At 43.3% G+C, this 19901-nt stretch carries 17 protein-coding genes and 1 tRNA gene; 4 read left to right on the top strand and 14 right to left on the bottom strand.

Annotated elements, in window-relative coordinates; translation table 11 throughout:
• Nucleotides 1-103: 103 nt before the first annotated feature.
• The 4 genes from ACSNJE_RS10275 to ACSNJE_RS10260 form a co-directional block, all read right to left on the bottom strand.
• Nucleotides 104-1576 (bottom strand): sensor histidine kinase, encoded by a 1473-nt coding sequence (locus ACSNJE_RS10275; protein WP_052217382.1) that lies wholly within the window; start codon nt 1574-1576, stop codon nt 104-106.
• Nucleotides 1573-2247: a response regulator transcription factor gene (locus ACSNJE_RS10270; RefSeq protein ID WP_052217383.1), complete on the bottom strand. Its 675-nt coding sequence runs from the start codon at nt 2245-2247 to the stop codon at nt 1573-1575. Before ACSNJE_RS10270 ends, ACSNJE_RS10275 begins: the two co-directional genes overlap by 4 nt.
• 195 nt (nt 2248-2442) lie before the next feature.
• Nucleotides 2443-3474 carry a hypothetical protein gene (locus ACSNJE_RS10265; RefSeq protein WP_495252613.1) on the bottom strand — a complete coding sequence of 344 codons (1032 nt, stop codon included), beginning with the start codon at nt 3472-3474 and terminating at the stop codon, nt 2443-2445.
• Nucleotides 3475-3635: 161 nt separating this feature from the next.
• Complete coding sequence (locus ACSNJE_RS10260; RefSeq protein ID WP_495252612.1) at nt 3636-3980, bottom strand: winged helix-turn-helix transcriptional regulator; 345 nt, start codon at nt 3978-3980, stop codon at nt 3636-3638.
• A 129-nt stretch (nt 3981-4109) separates the two neighbouring features.
• Between ACSNJE_RS10260 and ACSNJE_RS10255 the strand changes: the two genes are divergently transcribed.
• Nucleotides 4110-4508 carry a pyridoxamine 5'-phosphate oxidase family protein gene (locus ACSNJE_RS10255; RefSeq protein WP_052217385.1) on the top strand — a complete coding sequence of 133 codons (399 nt, stop codon included), beginning with the start codon at nt 4110-4112 and terminating at the stop codon, nt 4506-4508.
• Between the two features lie 67 nt (nt 4509-4575).
• Entirely contained in the window at nt 4576-5136 is a 561-nt protein-coding gene (locus ACSNJE_RS10250; RefSeq protein ID WP_052217503.1) for a nitroreductase family protein, read from the top strand.
• 62 nt (nt 5137-5198) lie between these two features.
• Here ACSNJE_RS10250 and yedF read toward each other — a convergent pair whose 3' ends face one another.
• Nucleotides 5199-5453, bottom strand: coding sequence for a sulfurtransferase-like selenium metabolism protein YedF (yedF, locus tag ACSNJE_RS10245; protein WP_495252611.1), 255 nt, complete (start codon nt 5451-5453; stop codon nt 5199-5201).
• A 14-nt stretch (nt 5454-5467) separates the two neighbouring features.
• Entirely contained in the window at nt 5468-6718 is a 1251-nt protein-coding gene (yedE, locus tag ACSNJE_RS10240) for a selenium metabolism membrane protein YedE/FdhT (protein ID WP_495252610.1), read from the bottom strand.
• A 347-nt stretch (nt 6719-7065) separates the two neighbouring features.
• On the opposite strand from yedE, the gene ACSNJE_RS10235 reads away from it, so the two are divergent.
• Nucleotides 7066-7299 (top strand): hypothetical protein, encoded by a 234-nt coding sequence (locus tag ACSNJE_RS10235; RefSeq protein ID WP_495252609.1) that lies wholly within the window; start codon nt 7066-7068, stop codon nt 7297-7299.
• Nucleotides 7300-7530: 231 nt separating this feature from the next.
• Here the strand turns inward: ACSNJE_RS10235 and ACSNJE_RS10230 are convergent, their stop codons facing one another.
• The 8 genes from ACSNJE_RS10230 to ACSNJE_RS10195 all read right to left on the bottom strand — a co-directional run bounded on the left by ACSNJE_RS10230 (nt 7531) and on the right by ACSNJE_RS10195 (nt 18312).
• Nucleotides 7531-8076 (bottom strand): DUF3794 domain-containing protein, encoded by a 546-nt coding sequence (locus ACSNJE_RS10230; protein ID WP_495252608.1) that lies wholly within the window; start codon nt 8074-8076, stop codon nt 7531-7533.
• 540 nt (nt 8077-8616) lie between these two features.
• Nucleotides 8617-8692: transfer RNA gene (locus ACSNJE_RS10225), tRNA-Ala, on the bottom strand.
• Nucleotides 8693-8753: 61 nt separating this feature from the next.
• Nucleotides 8754-9281 (bottom strand): nuclear transport factor 2 family protein, encoded by a 528-nt coding sequence (locus ACSNJE_RS10220; RefSeq protein ID WP_052217388.1) that lies wholly within the window; start codon nt 9279-9281, stop codon nt 8754-8756.
• 320 nt (nt 9282-9601) lie between these two features.
• Nucleotides 9602-9967 carry a hypothetical protein gene (locus tag ACSNJE_RS10215; RefSeq protein WP_495252607.1) on the bottom strand — a complete coding sequence of 122 codons (366 nt, stop codon included), beginning with the start codon at nt 9965-9967 and terminating at the stop codon, nt 9602-9604.
• Nucleotides 9968-10053: 86 nt separating this feature from the next.
• Nucleotides 10054-11469 (bottom strand): PIG-L deacetylase family protein, encoded by a 1416-nt coding sequence (locus tag ACSNJE_RS10210; RefSeq protein WP_495252606.1) that lies wholly within the window; start codon nt 11467-11469, stop codon nt 10054-10056.
• 146 nt (nt 11470-11615) lie between these two features.
• Nucleotides 11616-13694 carry a putative bifunctional diguanylate cyclase/phosphodiesterase gene (locus tag ACSNJE_RS10205; RefSeq protein WP_495252605.1) on the bottom strand — a complete coding sequence of 693 codons (2079 nt, stop codon included), beginning with the start codon at nt 13692-13694 and terminating at the stop codon, nt 11616-11618.
• Between the two features lie 280 nt (nt 13695-13974).
• The gene (locus ACSNJE_RS10200) at nt 13975-15531 is read right to left on the bottom strand and encodes a methylenetetrahydrofolate reductase C-terminal domain-containing protein (protein ID WP_052217392.1); all 1557 of its coding nucleotides are present in this window, start codon (nt 15529-15531) and stop codon (nt 13975-13977) included.
• A gap of 627 nt (nt 15532-16158) precedes the next feature.
• A complete protein-coding gene (locus ACSNJE_RS10195) occupies nt 16159-18312 on the bottom strand; it encodes an S-layer homology domain-containing protein (RefSeq protein ID WP_495252604.1) in 2154 nt (717 codons plus the stop codon).
• Between the two features lie 227 nt (nt 18313-18539).
• On the opposite strand from ACSNJE_RS10195, the gene ACSNJE_RS10190 reads away from it, so the two are divergent.
• Nucleotides 18540-19862 carry an Nramp family divalent metal transporter gene (locus tag ACSNJE_RS10190; RefSeq protein ID WP_495252603.1) on the top strand — a complete coding sequence of 441 codons (1323 nt, stop codon included), beginning with the start codon at nt 18540-18542 and terminating at the stop codon, nt 19860-19862.
• Nucleotides 19863-19901: the final 39 nt, after the last annotated feature.

Here is a 19901-nt window from a genome sequence, read left to right as displayed (position 1 = left end):
CAAAGTGACAAGTTTATTATAAAAACTATATGTGTCCACCTTGTGAACAATATGTGTATTTTAGGTGAATATGTGTTATAAAAAATTAAATGAGGCTAAATGTTTAGCATTCAGCCTCATCAATTTCAAACCAAAACAGGACTCCATCGTCTTTATTTTCAGCTCCATAAGCATTGTGATGGGCTTCAAGAATCCCCCGTACTACAGATAATCCTAAGCCCGTTCCTCCATAAGTCCGGGTCCTGGCTTTATCAACCTTATAAAAACTGGTCCAAATCTTATCCAAGGAATCTTCGGGGATAGGGTTGCCGGAATTGTACACACTAACCCGGACTTTATTGTTTCGGCAGGTTACCTCTATTCTTATGATCTTACTCTCATCGATATGATTAATAGCATTATTAAGGTAATTGATTAAGACCTGTTCAATTCGGACAACATCACCATAAACAAACAGGCTTTTTTCATTTTTAACGTCTAACCTAATTCCTTTTTCCGCAAAAATGGGCCGGAATTTTTCTAGTACATGCTCAATAAAAGCAGAAACTTCAAACACGGTCTTTTCCAGTTTCAAATATCCCGATTCTATCTGCGACAAGTCCAGCAAATCTTTGACCAGCCTGTTCATCTTGTCCGCTTCATCCATGATTACATCACAGTAAAAATTCCTGCTTTCCTCATCCTCATTAACATTTAACTTTAAACCTTCTGCATACCCCTGAATTAAGGCTATAGGGGTCTTTAACTCATGGGAAACATTCGAAATAAACTCCTTCCTCATCTTATCGATACGCCGTTCACGCTCGATATCTTCTTTCAATATTTCATTGGCTTCTTTTAACTCAGAAATTGCCTTATCCAATTGATCGGACAACGAATTAATGCTTTGACCTAACTGTCCGACTTCGTCTTCAGATTGGACAGGGTATTTCCTGCTGAAATTCAGTTTGGACATTTCCTGGGCAATGTCATTTAATTCAAGAATAGGTTTGGTGAACCGGTTAGCAAATAAAAATACAGCAATGCCCCCCAGAACAATTGTGAGCAGACCGGTAAACAAGAAAAACCTGTTGGCTATAGCAGTACCTTCGTTAATTGCCGCAATTGGGGTGTTCAAAACCAACATTTCACCGTTACTCAGCCTGGCAGCCAAGGCGAGAAAGTTTGTTTTCAACCGGGGGTCTGTGGCCACATCCATAATATATTCTCCTATATCGAGGTCCTGCAGTTCCATCATCATATGGGGGGGTAGGGGCAACAGCTCGAACAGCTTTCTTCCATGTTCTAAACTAAATAACCTGAAGGATGTATTGTACTTCAGCTCATAGTCCGGGCTGAGAATGCTAATATTTATACCTCTGTTCCTTTCCAAATTTTCTAATTCAAGGGCTATCGACTCGGGATCGCCCTTATACAGATTGTCAATCATCTTGGCGCTCTCTACTAAAGATGCCCGCTTCTGCCCGATGTAGTACCTGCCAAGAAACTGAGAGTTCAATACCAGCGAGAAGGCTACAAAAAATACAATTAAACCGCTCATGCCCAAAAAAAGCCTGGTCCTTAAGGATATTTTCACTTCCTCACCTCAAATCTATATCCCAGCCCCCGGACAGTCTGGATAAGATAACTTTTTTCTCCTAACTTCAGCCGGAGTTTCTTGATGTGCGTATCCACCGTTCTTACATCACCGAAATAATCGTAATCCCAGACGGCATTTAAAATCTGCTCCCTGCTCAATGCTCTGCCCGCGTTTTCCGTCAGGTACAACAGCAGTTCAAATTCCTTGGGGCTCAGGTCTACCGGTTCACCGTCCACATAAACATACCTGCCCTGCTCATCAATTTCCAACCCGTCAAAGGCCCTGACTGCTCTGTTATTCTGAACGCGCCTTAACAGAGCCTGTATCCTGACGGCCAGTATCTTCAGACTGAAGGGTTTGGCAATGTATTCGTCAGCGCCCAGGTCAAAACCAAACAGCTCGTCGGATTCCTCTCCCCTGGCAGTGAGCATGATAATAGGAACCTGGGATGATTTTCTGATTTCCCTGCATACCGTCCATCCGTCGTAACCAGGCATCATTACATCCAGGATAATTAAATCTATATCGTTATTACCATAAAACAGGTCAAGAGCCTGACGCCCATCGGCAGCTTCAATTATTGCATAACCTTCTTTTTTCAGAAAATCTGCCACCAATTTTCTCATCCGGGCTTCATCATCGGCGATCAATATTTTTCCGGCACCCATTTCTCCACTCCCCCTGTATCCGGTACAGCCAGTACAGGACACCACTATTATACTGTAAAATATAATTTATCTTTAATTACAGTGTATACAAAAACGGGTTTGAAGAAAAGCATAATGTTGCAAAGGAAAAAGCTCCATAATTTTCGGTAATTATGGAGCACAACTTAAAGAAAAATATTCTGCATCTACAGACTATTAACGTCTGCCGCCTCTGAATCCTTCGGCTTTAAAACCTCCGTGCGGGAGTACCTTACGCACTGCATCGGCCTGTTCCTGTGTAATTACCCCGTCAGTTACCAGTTGTGTTAATGGGTTTTTAAATTCTTTCCTGTTATTTTCCATGTATGCCCGGCGCTCTTCAGGAGTCATATCCTTTGTCTTTTCAAATAGAGCCTCCCGGTTCTTTTGAGCATTTTCAAACTGTTTTACAATTTTATCAGCCTGTTCCTGAGTAATGGTGCCTTTTTCTACAAGCCCTTTCAGACTGTCAGCGGTCCTCTCAAGTTGCTGTTTCTGTGCCAATTCCCGCATTGCACCGTAAAACGCGTCAGCCTGTTCCTGCGTAATCACGCCGTCAGATACCAGTTGTTCAACAGGGCTTTGTGGTTTTTCCCGGTTTTGCATGTAAGAGCGAATTTCTTTCAGGGTCATGTTTTCCATTTTCTGCGCCATCTCTTCACGCTCTTTTTCAGCTTCGTTGAATTTCTGCAGGATTTTATCCGCCTGCTCCTGGGTAACAGTCCCTTTTTCTACAAGGGCTTTCAGGCTGTCTGAAATCCGTTGTTGGTGTTGCTGGTCTGCTATTTCCCTGATTTTTGCCTTAATGGTATCGGCCTGCTCCTGCGTAAGGATGTTGTTTGTTACCAGTTGGGTAAACAGGTCCTGTCTTGCCCCAGGCCTTGTTCCAGGATCTTGGGCCTGCCTCTCTTGGGCTAATTTGTCAATATAAGCTTTTATTTCATCGGCTTTGTTCTGAGTAATTACTTCCTCCTTCACTAGTTGGTCAAGGGTGTCCTGGGACAGCATTTGCCCGCCGGCCCTAAAATGCCCTCTGCCTTTCATCATTCCTCCTGCACCTTGTAACAATTTTCCTACCACAGGAATTTTCCCTGCCCAACTGTTTGAAGCGGCGTTGTCTGTGTCACCCGCAAAGGCCAGCCCTCCTGTAAGCAGTAACCCTCCTATCAATACTCCGCTGAGGGCTGTAACAACAGTTTTTCTTTCCATGGTCTCATCCCATCCTTTCTGTTATTTGTTTTTCTTTTTCTTTTCAAGTTCAGTATATCCAGCCATTGTGTCCGTTTTGTGAACAGTGGGTGAAAGTTTGATGTAAATCAATTTTGCCACTCACTTATCCAAAAAAATTTTAAACCATCGCCTAAGTAACGTTACTTTTCAATAAACTTAATATACTTCATATACTCCTCTCCCCATTTGTACATTATATCCATAACTTCTAAAAATTTTTTACCAATGTCGGTTAACGAATACTCTACTTTAGGCGGAACTACTTTATATACTTCCCGGTGTATAAGTCCATCACGTTCCAGTTCTCTTAATTGTTGAGTCAGATAACCCTGCCTGATATCAGGTAAAGCGCGCTGCAATTCACTAAAATGTTTTACACCGTCTTTTAATAACCATATGATTACCAGTTTCCATTTTCCTGCCATTACGTTTTGCGTTATACCTATGGGACATTTAATCTCTAATAATTCTTTTCTTGGTTTCAAATTTAGCTCCCCCTTCATAGTACGTTTTTTTATACTATGTTCAAAAAAACATCGTACTTGCATATGCAGTTCTTATATTATACCATGTGAACAAAAGGTAATTCATCAATTTAAATAGGAGGTTTTTTAATGAAAGAAATAGTAGAGTTTCTAAATGAGAATAAGATGGGCGCTTTTGCAACAGTAGACAACGGTCAACCGCGAGTCAGACCGTGGGGGTTTATGATGGAGGAAAACGGCAAATTCTATTTCTGCACTGCCAACACCAAGGATGTATTTAAACAATTGCAAAAAACACCGTTTTGCGAATTTACGTCCACGTCAAAAAATATGGTAACTGTCAGACTATCCGGTAAAGCAATCTTTACTAATGATGTAAATATCAAACGCAAGGTTCTCGAAAATAACCCTGATGTAAGAGCAATTTATCATTCTGAAAATAATCCTGTTTTTGAAGTATTCTATATTGAACACGGCGAAGCCTCCATATCTGAGTTTGGCCAACCACCAAGAAAATTTAATTTTTAATAAATATACATAATCAAAAAATTAAAGGCCGATTAAATAACCTGAGGAGGAAGGATGATTGCTGACCATGAATGAAACTTTAAAAGTTATTCATAACAGGAGGAGTATTAGAGCGTATAAATCCGAACAAATAACCGATTCTGAATTGCAGCAAATATTAGATGCTGCTTTGATGGCCCCTAATGCTGTGAATCAGCAAAAATGGCATTTCACTGTGATACAGGATAAAGGCCTGCTTGACCGAATGGTAAACACAATAAAAGAAAATATTTTGAATTCGGGTAATGAGTTTTTAAAACAAAGAGCAAGCGCCCCTGATTACCATACCTTTTATCATGCTCCTACAGTTATTCTAATTTCCGCAGATGAAAAGGCTCCATTGATACAAATCGATTGTGGATTAGCAGCCCAAAATATTACATTAGCGGCAGAATCACTGAACATAGGGTCTTGCATTATTGCATCTTCTGCTTTCCTCTTTGCATCGGAAAAAGGCAGCCAATTCAAAAAGGAATTGGGAATTCCGGAAGGGTATAATCATATTTGCACAATAGCGCTTGGCTACAAAGCCGGTGAAAATCCGGCCGCACCACCCAGAAACAAAGATGTGATTAATTACGTAAAATAGTATCCGGCATACAAGCTATACAAAGCGAGTAGGCCCATGATTAATTCATGGGCCTACTCGCTTTACTTCTTCTCCGGCACCTTGAGGAAAAACCTGATGGTCGGACCTTCCCGCAAAGGCTCCCGCAGTACAATATAACCGTGTTTTACCGCTTCTTCCGGCACTGTGCGGAAGGATTGCGGGCAGTCAGCCAGCACTTCCAGGGTCTGACCCGGCTGCATTTTACCAAGGGTCTCCAAGCTGTAAATCAGCGGGTACGGGCATGGCTCTCCCCGCAAATCAAGTACCAGATCAACCGATAATTCCTCTCCGGCCAAATCATTCCCCTCCCCTATTGATTATCCGAAACCGCAATGGTGTTGACTTCTACCGGCAGGCGCAGTTCCAGCGCGTACTTGTGGCGTTTCTCCCGCCAGCGGGCCCAGGTGTAGATGAGCCCCAGGAAAACAAAAGTTGCTGCCAATGCCCCCCAGGGGCCAAGGATTTTAATCAGATCCACTTTGGGATACGGAGCTACCAGGAAAGTATAAAGGCCCTTGTCCCAGGCCACCGCCAGGATAGTGGCGCCGATGATATTGCCCAGGCCAACGACCCAGAAATTCACCTGGCCTTCCATAGCCCGGTACATCCAGCCGGTCTCGCACCCACCGGCAATAACGATACCAAAACCGAAGAGCAACCCGCCAATAACAGCCCCTGCTCCGGCCCACATCACCTTGGCCGGTACTCCCTGCATAATGAAATATAATGTACCCAGGGACTGCACCGCCATACCCACGACAATTGCCTTGGTTACCGTAGCCCGGCCCACCAGCCAGAGGTCGCGGAAAGCAGAGGTAAAGCAGACCTGTCCACGCTCGATTACCGCTCCAAAGGCTAACCCGAACAGCCCGGCCAGGGCCAGCTTGCCATTACCGGCCTGCCAGGCAAGTACCGCCCAGCCCAGGGCCACAGCAGCCAGGAACCAGCCGATGACAGGCTGCCGGCTCTTTACCGTTTCTGCCGCCACTACCCGGCGACCGGGCAGGATTACAGGTTTACCTAAGAAAAAAGGCATCAGGCTTACTTTGAGGCCGAAATAGGTCCCGGCAATGGTAGCTAATGTAAAAAGCCACGCATGCAGGGTAAACTGCGGAATTCCCGTAAACATGGCTGCCAGATTGCAGCCCATGGCCAGCCTTGTACCAAAGCCGGCAATTATTCCGCCCAGCAGGCCCTGCACCAGCCGGCGCCGCTGCACCGGCACCCGGAGCTTGAAATTACCGGCCAAAAGAGCGGCAATAAGAGCCCCACCGAACATACCAAAAACCACCCAGCCATCCACCCGGTCCCACGGTAGCCCCTTCAATTTAATAATTTTAAAATAACTCATATTAGCCGTATCATAGCCCAGCAACTGTAGGATATGACCACCCCAGCGGGTAAATTCGCCGGTCACGGCCCAAACCGTCTGTAGGAGGCCGAAATATAGGGCGCTCAGGACGCCCAGTACCAAAACAGCAGTCATCGGGTGCCAGTGGTCCCGGAAGGCACGCCGGTAAAACCTGCTCCAACCGGTTTCCTTAACCTGAAACATTTCCATCATTCATCTCCTTTTGACTGAAGATTAGGATTATCCTTGGCCAATATTTCCGGGATATATTTTATTACAATAGACTCTTATAAGTCCAATAAATTATTTTTATTACCACCAGCTATAAAATAATGGTTTTTTATCGGGCTATTGTGAAAGTTACATGGTAGGAAAAGGGGAGGTTAAATAATTCCTCCGCTCTGGGCGAAATAAAAAACCCCTTACTCTAAAAACAAAAACGGCAACAGTCCCAAAACCACTAATATAAATACAAATCATGCCATTATATTCCATTAATATTTTGTACTAAGACTGCATACCTATTACTAATCTTTAATTAAAGGATTGTGAATACCATGTACGTTTTGCGAAATTTGATTAATTATATTGGAATCGTTTCTCCACAGGAATACCCTGCGAAGCCATTACACTTCAAACAATTTACTCTCTTAAAAAAAATTGTTGTGCCGGATGCAAAGCCTGATATTGAATCAATTATTAAAGTAATATCAAGTGCTAAAATAATTAATACCAGGCAAATAGAAACTCCTTACAATAAAAAATATATAATTGAAGGAAAAGTATCTTAACGCTTTATTTACACAGCTGCTACACCAAAACAATCAGTACACAGTTTTGAATCAAGTAGTTATTTCTGTGAAATTATTGAAGGAAATTTTGAGCTAGAAAATATAACTACGAAAGTCGTGATAGAAGATATAAACATAATTCACCACGACCTTCGTAGTCTTTTTGAATGTAAAGTATTATGCGCAATCATCGAGTATACCGGAGACGAAGAAGAAGAGGAAGAAGAATAACTAAGGTGCCAATACTGGACCCAATGCGGCAACCAAAGTTGTGTATACAAACAGGACTACACACTTGTCAATTGTCCTTGGGTCCAGCAAATTTACTTCAACATCTTCGATAATCACATTAACTGGCCCAGCTAATAAATCTGTTAGAGATAAACCTAAAGAAGCCAATAAAGTTTCAACTGTTCCTCCTGCTGGAATAATCAACGGGACATCGATATACGTACAAAACGGTTTTTCGTAATAAGCTGAATGAACAGATTGTTCTGGAACCAATGCAGTATAAATTATCTTTTGTTTTAATAATCCTTCTACAACAATTTTAATCCCTGTTGGAGTTAATATTGTCCTACTATCAGTCACTTGTGCTTCCACTAATAAAGTATTAATCTGTTCAATATCCGGTTTCGTGGCAGGAATAGTTAAATTTTCCTGTATAGCTGCTTGATTATGCGGATTCAATGGACCAATAACAGGAAACTCCGTCGGATCAGTAATCCCAATTATCTGTACAAAATCTCTCAAAACACTTCCAGCCAAAATAATCACTCCTTTTGTTAATTCACCACGTGGTTGTGGTGTATTACATCTTATGTAATGTCTATGATTCTTGACACTTTTTTTTTAACTTACTTGAGTATCTTGGTCATTCGCAGGTTGGGGAAAATTAGGTAAGGAAGTGTCGCTGCTCGGCTTATTTGACCGCAATATGCTCATGTTCTGTGGCCATTAGTTTTGCTCATAAACCCTGTCCGGCCATAACCCGGACAGGGTTTTAATTACCAGTCAAGCTCTTCTTCAATAATAAATCATACCATGTGGTCGTCGATTAATTTTGCTTGCTGCTCTGCTGTGTGCATTAGGCATGCCGTGCATAATTTGTTTATCTTCCTATAGACGCACTGAAAAGGGCTATAAATTAAATTTGAGAAGTACTTATTACCTCTCTTTTTTACGTATTAATTTGTGAGTTACCTGTGAGTTATCGCCCCAATTTTCAACAATTTTTAACGATTTTTAATGTCATCCGCAACAAAAACAAAAAACCCTGCGATACTTGATATCACAGGGCTTTCAAGGTTTCTTTTTTGGTGGAGATAAGGGGGTTCGAACCCCTGACCTCTTGAATGCCATTCAAGCGCTCTCCCAACTGAGCTATATCCCCACTTTTTATATCTGGTGACATTTATATATTATATATATTTCTGCAGCTTTGTCAAGCTATCTTATTTGCTATTGTTATCCAGCGGAATAGAACCGCCCGGGCCGTGCGGGTTAGCAGTTCCTGGAGAAGCAGCACCTCCTGTGCCGCCCGTGGCAGGCGGCATTCCCCCGGTCGGCATACCGGCTGGCGCACCCATACCTCCCATACTGCCACCCATACCGAGATTAGAGATAAACCATTTGTTACCTTCTTTAACCAGTTCCGCGTATAAAGTTACTTCGGGCATTTGGGCATTACCGGTTTTAAAGACTACGGAACCGGTGCCTTTATCACCTTCCGTTTTTACATCTTTGACTTCAAAGTCCTTAAACTTCATGGAACCGGATTTCTTTTCCTGTACGTATTGTTCCTTGGACTTACTGGTCTTTAGGTAACTGTAAGCCTGTTCATATTCTTTATTTTGCAAGGCCTGCACATAAGCCTTCAGTACTCCCTCTGCAGAATCAGGAGTTGCGGTTACTTTCGAACCGCTACAGCCCGCTGCAAATAAAAGTACCAAACCCAATAATAATGCGGTAACTTTTTTCAATCCCTTCCCTCCTTTCATGTATTAGTCTTTTATTCTACTCCATCTGTTGATTTCCTTTTGGTCTCACGGATAAATTTAGGGATCTTAAATATTTTCCGGAGACTAATTTAATCTGCCGGTTTTTATGGAGGGGTGGGTGGGGTGACTGGGCTACCCCACCCACCCCTCCTATAGCCCGGCCTGAAAATATCGGAACGGAAAAATTATTTAAGCTCCACTGAATCGTGGTAATTTTGTCTACAAACTGAGGGGTAGGTATTTAACCTATCCCTGCACTTCAATGCTTTGGGGCTGCCTTTTCGACAGCCCCCTTTGCCTTACTAGCGGTTAAGATCGTTATTAGTGTTAAAAGCTGAAGTACCGGTTGCTACGTAATCGCCGGACGCGCCGTAAATACCGGAAGTAATACTTGGGCTGATATTAGTGTTAACAGGACGGTTTGACCAACTGCTGCCCATGGTTCCGCCCATACCTGTCATGGACGGGCCCATTGCAGTACCAATTTGACCAGGACCGGTAAATTGAACACCTCCTGAAGCGCTCATCATTTGACTCATCTGGGCAGTAACCTGTTGGCAAAGTTGAGCCGCATGCTGTAGTTGTTGCGCAGTATTGCGTTCGGCTTGGCTCAACTGGTTGCAGATCTGGGCAATTTGATTCAGGTTACTTTGAATTTGGTTCATCATAAAAAAATACACCTCCTAGTTAATTTTCGTAATCTATTATTTATTGAAATTGGTTTTTTTATACCATAAGCGCATAATATAACCTCTTATTTCTTTTTGACCGTGATTACTCGCCAGGCAGCTTTATCGATGCGTTTATGCTTCAGTATGGTGTCTCCACTGAAAAATACCTGGTCAACCCCATCCAAAAAATCAACCGGTAGGCTTACGATTAAACGGTTACCCTTAACTTTGACGCTTGTTTTAGTAGGCAATGCAAGGCTGTTTTTCGCTAAACGCAGGGCGGTAATTCTAAAATCATATATACTCAAGTCCATTCTTTTCACATCATTATTACGCCGGAAAAGGCGTATCCGGAGATTATACCTGATATCTTTGCGCAAAGGCTTTCTTGTTTGCAATCCGACATAAAATCCATTATTGCCTTGAGCAGCGCTTAATCGAGCAATATCCCCGCCACCTTCCAACTCTGTCAAAATAGTATCTGCCGAAGGCTCGGAAAAATACGTTTCAAAAAGTTTATCAAAGTTTCCGTTGTCCACCCCTCCCTTTATAAAAGGCAGGTAGTGTTGAGGATAAGACCCAATCAGGTCATTTTTCCGGATAAACGCCTCAAGAAACGGGTCCATTACTTTTGTCTGGGTAACATATTTCTTCACCGCTTCTGATTTCAGATGTTGTTCCTTTGAAGTTAAGGCCAGATAATGCCACCGGGTATCCAGGTTTTTTAATACATAAGGAGGATGCAATTGTTTATTGGGAGCATATTCCCATGGCCATGGATAATCACCGCGATGGACCAAATAAGTCCACTCCTGAGTCCTAAAATTATTTTTGGCCAAAACATATTTGACAAATGCATTAGTGGCCCAGTGGTCGTGATGCTGGTCGTATGGATCCGGATAAAGAATATCTGTTGGTTTAAATTCATTAATAACACTGGTTAAATTCTTGACGACGTTCGCCCCGCAATATGGGGCTCCCTTCTCATAACTAAAGCTATAAGGAGAATGCCGGAAGCCATTAAGACCCTTGTGAAGATTGGTATAATCCCAGTTATATTCCCAAAGGCCGTTAATACCACCGTCAGGATATCCAAAAAAGATTACATCTTCCTGTTTCACGCCCAAAACCCCGGTGGCTTTTAAAGATTCCAAATGCCTTATTCTGCCAAGTTTTCTGAAGTCGGCAGGTTTAGGTTCGGATACTCCGAAATTTTTTTCTACAGCAACCTTGTATCCATCGCCACAGGTCATAACGATTATTTTTATTTTTTTCCCTTCCCGCAGAGCTTGTTCTATCACCCATGCTCCACCAAGGGTTTCGTCATCAGGGTGAGGTGCGATAATAAGTATACGTTCACCCATGCTAACAGGCTGTTTGTTGGGTTTCTGCAACGGGGTAAACCAATCAGCTATAATAAATCTGTTAAAATAAGCACCCAGACCTAATATAATGGTCGTGATGGCAATAAACCATTTTATATGCTTTTTTGCTCCCATAGATACTGCTCCTTAAAGAAAAGAACTTTATTAACTTAGGTTGTCTTAAAATCTAGTTTCTTAACCTGAAATTTGATTGGTTTCCGCTTACATTTTTCTTACGAATATCCTCTTGATTATGCAACATTCCTGGCCGGATTTGGTAATTAGAACTCACCGGCCCGGTCGTCAATAAACTCCATTTTAAACGGCTGCCTGGTCAAAAATTGTTCGAACTCCTTGGCAGGCACCGGTTTACCGAAGAAAAAACCCTGAAATTCATCACACTGCCGTTCCAGCATGAATTTTAACTGTTTCTCGTTTTCCACTCCTTCCGCAACCACTTTCAGTTTCAGGTTCTTGGCGAGGACAATCATGGTTGCCACCAAAGCATCGGAAGCATTCCGGGGATTTTGAGAAATATCCCTGACAAATGACCTGTCAATTTTCAGGGTATCAATAGGCGGAAAAAGCTTTAGATAACTAAGGGAAGCATAACCCGTACCAAAGTCATCTATAGATATATGCACTCCCAGGTCTTTTAACTGTTTCACCAATTTTATGGTATTTTCAAGGTTTTGCATAGCAACGCTCTCAGTAATTTCCAACTCAAGGCAATTAGGGTCTAAGCCGGTTTGCTTTAATACCCGGGCAATCATTGATACCAGATTCCTTTGCTGAAACTGGCGTGCGGAAAGGTTAACGGCCACTCTAATGGGGGCATACCCTTTCTGCTGCCAGTATTTATTTTGCATACAGGCAGTATAGAGAACCCACTCGCCTATAGGCACAATTAAACCCGTTTCCTCAGCAACAGGTATAAATTCCGCCGGTGATATCAAGCCTTTTTCGGGGTGCTTCCAGCGGATAAGGGCTTCCATGCCAACAATTTCACCGGTCATACCGTGGACCTGGGGCTGGTAAAAAAGGGTAAACTCGTGCCTTTCCAAAGCCGCCCGTAGGCTGTTTTCCAGCTCCAGTTTTGCCATGGCCATTTCATTCATGGTAAAGGTATAAACTTCATAACTGTTGCCGCCTTGTTCCTTGGCCTTATACATTGCTATGTCGGCATTTTTCAGCAAAGTCTTGGTATCTTCTCCGTTATCCGGGAAAACCGTTATGCCAATACTTGTGGTAACATGAAAATTGCGACCGGCTATAGTAAAGGGTTTTCTTAGGTTTTCACAAACGTCTTCCGCAAATTTCCGAACATCTTCTATACGGCCCACATTGGGCAGTAAAATAATGAATTCGTCACCGGATAACCGGGCCACTACCCTGCCTTTACCGACCCGTTTCTTAAGCCTTTTGGCAACATCCTTCAACAGTTGGTCGCCTACATCATGGCCCATTATATCATTAACGGTTTTAAAACGGTCCAGGTCTAAAAACAATATAGCCAGTTTCTGCTTCTTACTGCGGGACTTTATAATAGCTGCCGTTAATTTTTCTTTGAAAAAAGCCCTGTTGGGCAGTCCTGTAAGACTGTCATAATATGCCATACGCCGCATCTTCTCTTCGGCCTGTTTGCGTTCCGTTATGTCTTTACCCACGCCAAAAACCACTGCTTTCCCTTGCCAGATAGCAGGAGTAACCGTGAGCTCCATAATCTTGATTCTGTTCTTTATCAAATACTCGGCTTCGATAACACCTTCTGTTTTCCATAATATCTTGTGGGCTTGGGGCCTTTTTTCCCACCCTTTGGGTAAAAGGTCCCGCACGTTAAGAGTCAGCAGTTCTGCCCGGCTGATTTCCAAAAACTGACAGGCTGCCTCATTGCAGTCAATATAATTTCCCTTTGTATCGGTAACCAGGATAGGACTGGCCGTCCGTTCAAAAAGGGTTCTGTATCTTTCCTCGCTCTCTGCCAGAGCCTCTTCCGTCTTCTTACGTTCAGTAATATCCTCGAAGGTTTCTATACCGCCAATAATTGCTCCGTCATTATCCCGGAGCAGGTCTATATTTTTCAAAATTATGCGCACCAAGCCGCTCCTGGTCTTTATAATCCCCTCGCCTGAGGCAGGTTTCGGTACGCTGTCATCAAATAATCTGCAATGCGAACAACAAGGGCCATAGCAAAATTCCGTGCAACTCCTTCCCACTATTTCTTCCGCCGAATACCCAAATAAGTTTGCCGCCTTATCATTTATACTGGTAATAATCCGGTTAGTATTTACGGTAAATATGGCGCTGGGAATCATATTATACAATTGGTCCAGGTTATTCCACGTAAAAAATTTATGCACAACAATTCTTCCCCTGTCTCTCAGCAATCTTTAAATTAATTAATACTACACAAAACGACATTTTCCTTATTTTTACGCCATTTATATTTTTTATAGCCACATCAACGTTTCTTTTATCCATAAAGAACATAGTTACGTTTATACTATGGTTATACTGCAATAACACCTACAAATTTGTCCTAAAAAGAGCGGTCAAAAATAAAGACGGAGACGCCTGTCTTGGCTTCTCCGCTCGAGTTATCACATTTATCTTTATAAATAATTGCAGTATCATCGTGTTTTACTTCTTCTTAACATAGGGCTCGATACCAAACTTCTTGGCGGTATGATCCCGGCCAAGGTAGAAGTTCAACCAGGAAGAAGTCTGGTGGAAATCCCAGTTAGCCGGCGGAATAATTTCTTTGCTTAACTGCTCTTCTTTCCCGGAATTTTTCAGCCTGGAGTAAGCCCTTACCCAAGCACACTTCTTCTTACCGGGGTATACTTCACACCAGCCTTCAAAACTTCCGCCGCAGGCGCCGTTCCGCTGGTTCTTGGGACACTGAGACATGGGGCAGACATATGCTACGTCCATTAAAGCACAGTCACCGCAGTCTTTGCAGTCAAACAGCCCTACTTTAATCATGTGCTCAAATTTATGATATTTCTTCTCCATAGAAGTACCGTCCACAGCTTTGGCTACAGCAGTCATCGGTCCCCAGAGCGGTGTGCCCGGCTCAAGCATAAGATTATGCATGAACTTGGATAAGCGGTAAGTAAATTCCACCGGTGCATCGAGGGGACGCCCCTTCCTGTTAGTGGGTGTGGTAGTATTTAAGCCGGTTTTCTCGTCCTTTTCGTAGTAATAAAACCCGTTGGGTTGCGGATAATCAAACTCATGTATAAAGTCCATCCAGTTCTTGCTGAGTTCTTCACCCTTGTCAATAATGAATTCCACATCCTCATATTTCATACCGTGGCCGCCGATGTGGACGCCGTTGTAACCCATACCTTTCATAAAGGCATACATCTTGGCCGCGCGCAGGAGCCTTGCCTCTTTGCCTTTATCGGGCGCCTGAGCTTCTCTTTCGAGGTCTGCCACCAACTTATCCGTTACAACACAACCCGGTATCCTGTTCTTATTCATCACTTTAGCAGTACCGAGAGGCAAGATGTAAATATTGCCCACTACAGGAATATCCCAGCCGTTCAGCCTGATAAACTGAATTATTTCATGGAACTTCCGGGCATCATAGCCCAACTGAGTAACAATAAACTGGGCTCCTGCTTCAATCTTCTTTTTCAGCTTATAATATTGGAGCATTTGCTCTGCTTCGGTGGCCTTGAACTGGGATGCGGCAGCGCCGGCAAAGAAATCACTGGGTTGATGCTTTATTGTGCCCTTGAAACCCTGATATTCCAAGCCTTTGTTCATTTCACCGATTAAACCAAGAACATGAATGGGGTCCAAGTCAAATACCGGTTTCGGTCTACCTTTATATCCGGTAACGGTATAATCACCGGTCATAACCAACAAGTTACGTATACCGGCACGGTCCAAAGCATATAATTGGCTCTCGATTTGGTTCCGGTTTTTATCTTTACAGGTAAAATGGACAAGCGGCTCAATACCTTTGGCCAAAACTTCTTTCGCCAGGGCGTCAGCCAAAATAGCCGGGTTTCCACCGGGGTTATCAGTAAGGGTAAGAGCATGAATCCGTCCGCCTTTGGCAGCTTGTTCAGCAGCCGCGATGGCTTCCTCCTGGGATTTCTCCCTGGCCCCCCTGCCCGGTACCAATTCCCAGGTCACGGACATGGTATTTTTGTCCAACAAGGACTCCTTAAAACGGTTTTGCATTTGTATACCAACTCCTTTGAAATTTTTATATAGACACTTTTGAATATACCGGGTAGCCTGCCGAGGGGCAAAAACAGCATGGGTGGTATTCAGGCCAATAGTAAGATGATCTATCACAAACCGGAGATAAAAAGCTATGTGGAATGAAAAGTTGTGAGAAAAACATGCAATGACCTGTGTAAGTCTTTGTTAACAGCTATTTTGACACATGGACAATGCAGCAATCTAATATAAATTATATTAAAAATTTAATAAAAGGTAAAGCTCGAAATTATCTGAAAATTGTACAAGTTTATCGAATAAGCCCAACCTTGCCCGTAAAATACTTTTTTTATATTATATTGGTGCTGACCAACATTTAGGCCTTTTTTTCACAAGCTATGGTATAATTGCCTTTAAATGGAACAGCCGGCTCAATTATTAAGCATATTATTCGATACAGATAAATCAGTTCCCTTTATTTCTGACAGTATTTTTGTCTTTCAGACAAATATGAACAGAATGGACAAACAGCAAACAGGGAACGGTGGCAACCGTTCCCCATTGTTTATTCTTCGGAAAAATCAGAAGGTAATTAATGCACATTTGACCCGGGAGATTACTAATTCCTATTTGAGATAAAGATTATTAATCTACATTGAGGTAATTGTAAACCAGGCTAAACGCCTGGGCCCGGGTCAAGGCAGCCGTAGGATAACAATTCCCGCCGTTCCCGCCAATTATATCAAGCCCGTAAGCAACTGCCATGTAACCGTACAGTTCAGGTTTTATTTGCTGCGCATCTTTAAAAGGCAAGGCAAATATTTTTTTCTTCACCTCAGCCACCCTGTCAAAATTCAGGGCCCGTACAACGAATTTCACAGCATCCTGTCTAGTCACAAAGGAATCAGGCAGTCTTTCACCGTCTTTTACAATTCCTCCGCTAATAAGCGCATTATAAAGATTATCATCGTTTTTGGAGTCATTAAGATCCACAGACAGGTACGGGTTTGTCGCTTTCAGCAGAAGATAGAGAAACTCCCTTTGTTTTATCCTTTGCGCCGGCTTTAATTGATTACCCGGTAAAGAAATTCCGTATTCGGCCAGGACCTTAATCTGGTTTTCAGCCCAATGTCCCTTAATATCGGTGTACTGTGCTATTTTGTCCCCGGTATAGGGCTGGCCGTCGTAATTAAGCAGTTTCCCTGTATACGCATCAATATTTACCGGTTTACCGGGTTTGAGAGCATATACAAGTTTGATGTCCGGCTTTCTGTTTTCAATAGGCGTGGGCCACAGTTTTTCTCTATTCTCCGGTGAGTAAACAGAAATGTACTGCAGTTGAAGGCCGACGCTGTTGAACAGGAGCTCATGGGCCTTTTCGGCAGAAAGTACATCTTCACCAACGGAAAGTTCTTTTTTATACCAGTTAAAGCTGTAATTGATCACTTCTCCCGTGGTGACATCTACCGTCACGTTAAAACCGTTTCCGATAAAAAATGCCTCCTGTACCTTCCTGGTGAAGGAAAAATCATACTGCCTCGGCGGTTCACTTCCACTTACCGGCTCAACAAAAGGTTCACCCCAGGTAGTCCGTTCAACTCCTTTCGCCTTTGCCGGCTGCATGGACTTAATGAAATCTTCCGCAATTTTAAGCGCCTGTTCTCCGGTGTACCTCACAGGCTTATCTGTCTCAGGTGAAAACTTATAAAACTGGGTTATATCACCGGTTTTAGCATCAACAGAAACACTGATGCCCGTGTATTGTCCGGCTCCATTGGCCTCTCTACCAAAATCCATCGTCCATATGTATTCTTCTTTATTCTGCCAATCATTGTACAGGCTGATGTGATTCAGCTTGAACGAACCGTCAATCTGTAAAAGCCTTCTTGCCGTCTCCTCGGCTTTACTCTGGTCCATCAGGTTGGCAGCACCTTGCACAGCTTCCTGTTCCTGAGGGGTAAGGGATACGGGTTTCCCCTCCGCGTAGCTGGCCATCCCTCCGACCATTTTTTCTTTTTCCATGCCCCAATAATAGCCATAATAGTTATTCCCCGTCGTTATGCCCCCTGTTTTGGCGTCAATAAACCGGTCGTTATATACAGTGGTGTACACCAGATAAGGTTTTCTTTCCCCGGGGCCAAAAGTTAACTTATAAACCAATTTCAAACCCAGCCTGTTGGCAAACTCCTCCTGGGCTTTTTGCAAAGGTATAACGTCCCCGGCATCCGGGAACGCCAAATCATCATGCCAGTTACAGTAATAATTCTGTATTTCCCCCGTCATGCCGTCCACTTGAATATTTATATTATCTTCGGGAAAAGGCACGCCGTTTTCCACCCTCTGGTACAAAAACCGGTAACTTCCTTCGTTAATGTTCATGGGCTCATTATTATCCACATATATGACCTTGTTCCCCGCAAAAGGAGCCACCTTGCGGATAAAGTCGCCGGCAATCCGCAGAGCGTTGCTCTTACTGATCTTGGGCAGTTTTTGCCTGTTTCTGTCCGTGAATGGCTTAAAGGAATAGTAGCTGGTAATTTTTCCGTGGGAATCAATGGTTACGCCGATTTCGCCCAACCTGTTTTTACTGTCGCGCCAGTTGAGGTTAAATACAGTCCTGTCATTTTGCTTGTTAATGTTGTAATTGAAGGTATCATATCCCTTGGCAATGTTAAAAACAGATTTGGCAGTACTGATTGCCTGTTCCAGTTCCTTGTCGTAGGCCGCTCCCGCCTGCAGAGGAAACAATAAGGTCACCAACATTACAAGCATCATACTAAACGCTAAACTCCTTTTCATCACAATCCCCCTTTCAAATTCTTCCCTAATTTATGACGTAATTAACGGAAAAATGTTCCACTATAAATTATATTTTTTACTGCGTAAATCCTCTTCGGTCCGGAAATTTGACCCGGGTGTAACCATTTACCCTTACGCATCATAGTTTAGATTAGTTAAAAAACTTAGGGGCAGCTAAAAATTAAAACCTGAATACTGCCTGCAAGCCCAAAGGGGGTGTAAAATTATTGTCGTCCGGGCAAGCAAACGTAGAAACGGCGGTTACACATGACCTGACTTCCCGTTCAGGTCAACTGACAGAACATACCACGCCTCATGAGTCTTATCAAATTATCAACCGCATTAAACAACTGCTTAAGTTCCTGGGACCGGCTTTTGTCGTCAGTGTTGCTTATATCGACCCGGGAAACTTTGCCACTAATATAAGCGGTGGCTCCAAATTTAATTACAACCTTTTATGGGTCATCCTTTGGAGCAACCTTATGGCTATCTTCCTGCAAACCATCTCGGCAAAATTAGGGATCGCTACAGGAAAAAACCTTCCTGCAATGTGTGCCCGGGTATTTTCCAGGAAAACTAACTGGTTTCTCTGGGTAGTTGCAGAATTGGCGGCGATGGCCACCGATTTAGCGGAATTCCTGGGTGGAGCTTTGGGATTATTTCTGTTACTTAAAATACCTCTCGTGTATGCGGGCATGCTGACCGGTGTATTTACCTTTATTATCATAAGTCTTGAAAAATACGGCCAGCGCGTAATTGAAGCTGTTATTGCAAGCCTTGTAGCAGTTATCTGCACTGCTTACGGCATAGAACTTTTTTTGGCCAAACCTAATTGGCCGGCCGTAGGAGTACATATGATTTTGCCTTCACTGCCGAACAGTGAGGCAGTGCTGGTAGCCACAGGTATGCTGGGCGCAACGGTAATGCCGCATGTTATTTATCTCCATTCCCAACTGGTCCAGTGCCGCAGAACCCCCGATACTGACGAGCAAAAGCTTGAGCACTTCAGATTGGAATGCACCGACATCATGCTGGCCATGAATATCGTTTTTCTTGTGAATGCGGCTATGGTGGTAGTCTCTGCCGCCGTTTTTCATACCAAGGGCATACAAGTGGTCACGATTCAGCAAGCTCACCGGTCACTGGCGCCATTGCTTGGGTCGTTATCCGCGGGAGCTTTTGGCATTGCCCTGTTGGCGTCAGGCCTTTCATCATCGGCAGTAGGAACTATGGCCGGCCAGACTATTATGAACGGCTTTGTCGGGCTGCGTATACCACTGTTTATTCGCCGGTTTATAACTATGTTCCCGGCCATGGTCATTATCGGACTGGGTATTAACCCCATGAAAGCGCTGGTGATCAGTCAGGTTATATTAAGCTTTGCCTTACCGGCCGCAATCATACCCCTCATGTTGATGACAAGTCGCCGGGATATTATGGGCGCTTTGGTCAATAAACCGCTGACCAATATTGTCGGGTGGATTATAACGGCCATAATTGTAGTCCTTAACGTCATCCTGCTTTACCTTACTTTCTCCGGCAACGTATAAAAAAAAGCTCCTTCCTGTTAAAGGAGCTTTTTGGGATGA

Source organism: Thermincola sp. GK-1, assembly GCF_059412445.1.
This window is presented reverse-complemented; position numbering and strand designations above follow the sequence as displayed.

Coding starts and splice junctions, on each gene's coding strand:
- ACSNJE_RS10270 (WP_052217383.1), bottom strand. CDS start 2,247: ATGGGTGCCGGAAAAATATTGATCGCCGATGATGAAGCCCGGATGAGA.
- ACSNJE_RS10265 (WP_495252613.1), bottom strand. CDS start 3,474: ATGGAAAGAAAAACTGTTGTTACAGCCCTCAGCGGAGTATTGATAGGA.
- ACSNJE_RS10255 (WP_052217385.1), top strand. CDS start 4,110: ATGAAAGAAATAGTAGAGTTTCTAAATGAGAATAAGATGGGCGCTTTT.
- ACSNJE_RS10250 (WP_052217503.1), top strand. CDS start 4,576: ATGAATGAAACTTTAAAAGTTATTCATAACAGGAGGAGTATTAGAGCG.
- yedE (WP_495252610.1), bottom strand. CDS start 6,718: ATGGAAATGTTTCAGGTTAAGGAAACCGGTTGGAGCAGGTTTTACCGG.
- ACSNJE_RS10235 (WP_495252609.1), top strand. CDS start 7,066: ATGTACGTTTTGCGAAATTTGATTAATTATATTGGAATCGTTTCTCCA.
- ACSNJE_RS10215 (WP_495252607.1), bottom strand. CDS start 9,967: ATGATGAACCAAATTCAAAGTAACCTGAATCAAATTGCCCAGATCTGC.
- ACSNJE_RS10210 (WP_495252606.1), bottom strand. CDS start 11,469: ATGGGAGCAAAAAAGCATATAAAATGGTTTATTGCCATCACGACCATT.
- ACSNJE_RS10200 (WP_052217392.1), bottom strand. CDS start 15,531: ATGCAAAACCGTTTTAAGGAGTCCTTGTTGGACAAAAATACCATGTCC.
- ACSNJE_RS10195 (WP_495252604.1), bottom strand. CDS start 18,312: ATGAAAAGGAGTTTAGCGTTTAGTATGATGCTTGTAATGTTGGTGACC.